The 4,504-nt window shown below is 69.0% G+C and carries 3 protein-coding genes and 1 pseudogene; 3 read left to right on the forward strand and 1 reads right to left on the reverse strand.

Going from position 1 to position 4,504, the window contains the following annotated elements; genetic code table 11:
- Positions 1-143 (forward strand): annotated as a pseudogene (locus MIC448_RS16515) (L-lactate dehydrogenase); the annotation flags it as partial.
- Positions 144-242: 99 nt separating this feature from the next.
- Here the strand turns inward: MIC448_RS16515 and MIC448_RS14980 are convergent.
- Positions 243-1,454, reverse strand: a complete 1,212-nt coding sequence (locus MIC448_RS14980; RefSeq protein ID WP_051514134.1) for a CynX/NimT family MFS transporter — start codon at positions 1,452-1,454, stop codon at positions 243-245.
- A 140-nt stretch (positions 1,455-1,594) separates the two neighbouring features.
- On the opposite strand from MIC448_RS14980, the gene glpK reads away from it, so the two are divergent.
- Both glpK and radA read left to right on the forward strand, forming a co-directional pair.
- Positions 1,595-3,097 (forward strand): glycerol kinase GlpK, encoded by a 1,503-nt coding sequence (gene glpK / locus MIC448_RS14985; protein ID WP_036301577.1) that lies wholly within the window; start codon positions 1,595-1,597, stop codon positions 3,095-3,097.
- A 35-nt stretch (positions 3,098-3,132) separates the two neighbouring features.
- Positions 3,133-4,504 (forward strand): DNA repair protein RadA (gene radA, locus MIC448_RS14990; RefSeq protein ID WP_081766466.1); only part of this gene is annotated, 1,372 nt, incomplete at its 3' end.

Raw genomic sequence — 4,504 nt, forward strand, 5'->3', positions numbered from 1 at the left:
GGGTGGCCCTGTCGGTCCCATCGATCGTCAGCGCTCGCGGCGCGGTGCCGATCCGCGAGACCGTCTTCTCGCCGCATGAGCTCGACCTGCTGCGCGACTCTGCCGATGCCCTGCGGACGGTGGCGGACTCGCTCCGAGGCTGACCCGAACAGAGGAGTTCAGCGCCGCAAGAGGATGTCTGGGGCCGGATTGTCCTCATTTCGCACCGAAGTCCTCGGTTTCGCGCGACGCAGGGTCCGCCGTCAGCGACGCCGCAGCGGCGCGGCAGCGAGGGAACCCGCCACCCCGAACAACACGACCGCTCCCCCGACGACGATCAGCACCGGCAACCACGTGCCGCTAGCCTCGTGGATCCCGCCGAGGGCGATCGGACCGGCCGCCGCCAACCCATAACCGACGCCCTGAACGATCCCGGATCGGCCGGCAACCGTACGCTCTCCGCCCCCGAGCGCGCCGATCGTGATGAACACCACGGTCAATCCGCCGCCCTGAGCGATACCGCCGACCGCACACCAGAGCCACCAGAGGCTCGGATCCACCGCGAACCCGACGGGAATCGCAAGCCATCCGACGGCCACAAAAATCACGCCCGCAAGGATCGAGACGCGCGTCGTCAGGATCGGGATCAGGAGGGCCCCGGCCACGCCCGCGACCTGGAAGATCGCCGCGATGCCACCCGCGGCGGCCGCGGCGAATCCCTCGTCCTCGAGCAGCGACGGCAGCCAGGCCGTCACCCCGTAGAAGCTGAATGCCTGGCCGGCGAATGCCGCGGCGAGAAACCACGTCGACGCGGATCGCATCACGTGCGGCGCAGCCTCGCCGCTCGGCACGGGCGTCACGCTCGCGCGCGGCAGCAGCGCCCCGCGAACCCCGTGCAGGCCGATCCACACGGCGAGCGCAACCACTCCGAAACCTGCCCACACGACGATGGCACCCTGCCACCCGATCTGCTCGGCGAGCGGCGCCGTGGCGAACGTCACCGTCATCGTGCCGACGTTGATCGCCGACGTGTAGACCCCGGTCATGAAGTGCGCTCGCTCGCGCGGAAACTCACGGGCGATGATGATCGGCACGACGACGTTGCCGATCGTGAGGAACAGCCCGATGACGGCCGTGCCGATGAGGGCCGCCGAGAGCCCACCCGCGGAACGAATGAGGCATCCGAGGATCGCCCCCGCCAAACACAGCGAGAGGGCGAAATCGATGCCGCCGCGCCGGATCACCCATACCGCGATCGGCGAGCAGATCGCGAAAGCGAGCACGGGGATGCTCGTCAAAAGACCCACGACCGCGGCGGATACCCCCAGGTCGGTGCCGATCACTCCCGCGACCGGGGCAACCGCGAGGATCGGAGCCCGTAGCAGCGCCGCCGTGAACATGACTGCGACGGTGAGCGCGACGAGACGCCCCGGAGTGAAGACGGGGGGCGAGGGATTCAGCGGAGGGACCGACACTGGGCCCACGCTATCCAGATTCCCCGCGAACCCTGTCGATCGAGTCCCGTGGACTGGGATTCCGTACTCTGGACCGGGGCCCACAGCGGGCCGGACGCTGCGAAGACGATGCAGTCGCGCAAACGAAGGAGTGATCGTCGATGACCTACATCCTCGCCCTCGATCAGGGCACGACGAGCACACGGGCGATCGTCTTCGACCACCGGGGACGCTCGGTCTCATCCGGCCAGCTCGAGCACCGACAGATCTTCCCGCGCGCGGGATGGGTCGAGCACGATGCGAGCGAGATCTGGCACAACACGCAAGAGGTCATCGGGGTCGCGCTCGCCCGCGCCGACGTCACGCGGCACGACATCGCGGCGATCGGCATCACGAACCAGCGCGAGACGGTCATCCTGTGGGACCGCCGGACGGGCGAACCGGTCCACAACGCGATCGTCTGGCAGGACACGCGCAGTCAGACCATCGTCGACCGGCTCGCCGCGGACGGAGGCATCGACAGGTTCCGCGGGCTCACAGGCCTGCCCCTGGCGTCGTACTTCTCGGCCACGAAGATCGCGTGGGCGCTCGAGAACCTGCCCGAGGCGCGGCGGCTCGCCGACGAAGGACACCTCGCCTTCGGCACACCCGACACCTGGCTGCTCTGGAACCTGACCGGCGGACTGGACGGCGGCGTGCACGCGACGGATGTCACGAACGCCAGCCGGACCCTGCTGATGAATCTCGAAACTCTCGACTGGGATGCGTCGCTCCTCGAAGCCTTCGGCATCCCCGAGTCGTTGTTGCCCGACATCCGTTCGTCCTCCGAGGTCTACGGGCACGCCGAGCCGTCGAGCCTGCTGCGCGAGGTGCCGATCGCGGGCATCATGGGCGATCAGCAGGCGGCGACCTTCGGTCAGGCGGCGTTCGCACCCGGCGACAGCAAGAACACCTACGGCACCGGCAACTTTTTGGTGGTCAACACGGGTGACCGCCCGATCATCTCGGAGCACGGGTTGCTGACCACCGTGGCCTACCGGCTCGGCGACGGCGCAACCGCGTACGCACTCGAGGGATCCATCGCGGTCACCGGATCGCTCGTGCAGTGGCTGCGCGACAACCTGGGCATCATCGGGTCGGCCACCGAGGTCGAAACCCTCGCGAACGAGGTCGAGGATTCGGGCGGCGTCATCATCGTCCCCGCGTTCTCGGGCTTGTTCGCCCCGCATTGGCGGCCCGACGCGCGCGGCGCGATCCTGGGCCTCACCCGTTTCGCCGATCGTCGGCACATCGCCCGGGCGGCGCTGGAGTCGGTCGCACTGCAGAGCCGCGAGGTCGTGGACGCGGCGAACGCCGACCTGGGCTCTGCCATCACCGAGCTTCGCGTCGATGGCGGCATGGTCGCCAACGGCACGCTCATGCAGATGCAGGCGGATGCCTTGGGTATTCCGGTCATCCGACCGGTGAACGTCGAGACGACCGCGCTCGGTGCGGCCTTCGCCGCCGGGCTCGCGGTCGGCTATTGGGCGGGGCTGCCCGAGCTCTCGGACCTGTGGAGCGAGGACCGCCGGTGGGAGCCGACGTCGAGCGAGGCCGAGCGCACACACATGCTCGCGCGGTGGCAGGATGCCCTGGCCCGAACGCTGGACTGGCCGCTCGACTGACGCCCTCTGTCGGTGGGGGCGCCTAACCTGGGCCCATGGCAACTCGAAAGCCCAGCACGGCCTATCGCTGCGCGGAATGCGGGTGGACGAGCGTCAAATGGGTGGGTCGCTGCGGCGAGTGCCAGCAGTGGGGCACGGTCACCGAGGTCGCGGAACAGACCGGCATCCTGCGCGGATTCACACCTCACGCGCCGACGGCCGATCGCGTTGCGCGACCGATAACCGACGTTGCGACGATCGAGGCTCCGCGACGCCCCACAGGTGTGGGTGAATTCGATCGCGTCCTCGGCGGCGGACTCGTTGCGGGCGCGACGATCCTGATCTCGGGTGAGCCCGGTGTCGGTAAGTCGACGCTGCTACTCGAGGTTGCGGCGCGCGCCGCACGCTCCGGTCGGCGCGTGCTGTACGTGAGCGCCGAGGAGTCGACCGCGCAGGTACGGCTCCGTGCCGAGCGCACCGGCGCGCTCCACGACGAGCTGTTCATCGCGAGCGAAACCGACCTGGCAACACTCGTCGGCCAGATCGACCAGGTCGTGCCCACACTTCTGATTGTCGACTCGGTGCAGACCGTCTCGTCCTCGCTCAGCGAGGGACTGGCGGGGCATCCCAGTCAGGTGCGCGAGGTCGCGGCGACGCTCGTTCGCATCGCGAAAGAACGCGATCTGCCGGTGCTGATCGTCGGTCACGTGACGAAAGACGGCTCGATCGCCGGGCCGCGGTTGCTCGAGCACCTCGTCGATGTCGTCTGTCATTTCGAAGGCGACCGTCAGACCGCGCTGCGCTTCGTACGGGCACTGAAGAACCGTTTCGGGCCGACGGACGAGGTCGGATGCTTCGAGATGACCGGCGACGGCATTGCCGAGGTTCCCGATCCGAGCGGGCTGTTTCTGGGGCACGGCACCCCTGTCAGCGGCTCGTGCGTCACGGTCGCGCTCGAAGGCCGTCGCGCCCTGCCCGTCGAGATCCAGGCCCTGGTCAATCCGAGCTCGACCCCGAACCCTCGTCGCGTCGTGAACGGCGTCGATTCGTCGCGAGTCGCCATGATCCTGGCGGTTCTCGAACGCCGCGCCGGGCTGAAGCTGAGCGCCCTCGACGTCTACGTCTCGACGGTGGGCGGAGTTCGCCTCACCGAACCGGCCGCCGATTTGGCCATCGCCTTGGCCATCGCCAGCGCTCTCGGCGAGTTCGCCATCCCACACCAGGTCGCGGCGGTCGGCGAGCTGAGCCTCTCGGGTGAGATCCGAGCGGTCGCGCAGCTGGCACAGCGTCGCAGCGAGGCATCCCGTCTCGGTTTTGTGCACTTCGTCGATGCCGGGTCCAAGCACCTGCCGGCGGCCCTCGACACTGTTCGCGGCCACGCCGATCGCGCCGCCCGTGGCGGGCGCGGGCCGCGCGCTCGGCACAGCC

Origin of the sequence: Microbacterium sp. C448, from assembly GCF_000582705.2 — a bacterium.
Taxonomy (GTDB): domain Bacteria; phylum Actinomycetota; class Actinomycetes; order Actinomycetales; family Microbacteriaceae; genus Microbacterium; species Microbacterium lacus_A.

What these genes read in the sequence shown, in the direction of transcription:
- glpK (WP_036301577.1), top strand. Translation starts at nt 1,595, where the DNA reads ATGACCTACATCCTCGCCCTCGATCAGGGCACGACGAGCACACGGGCG.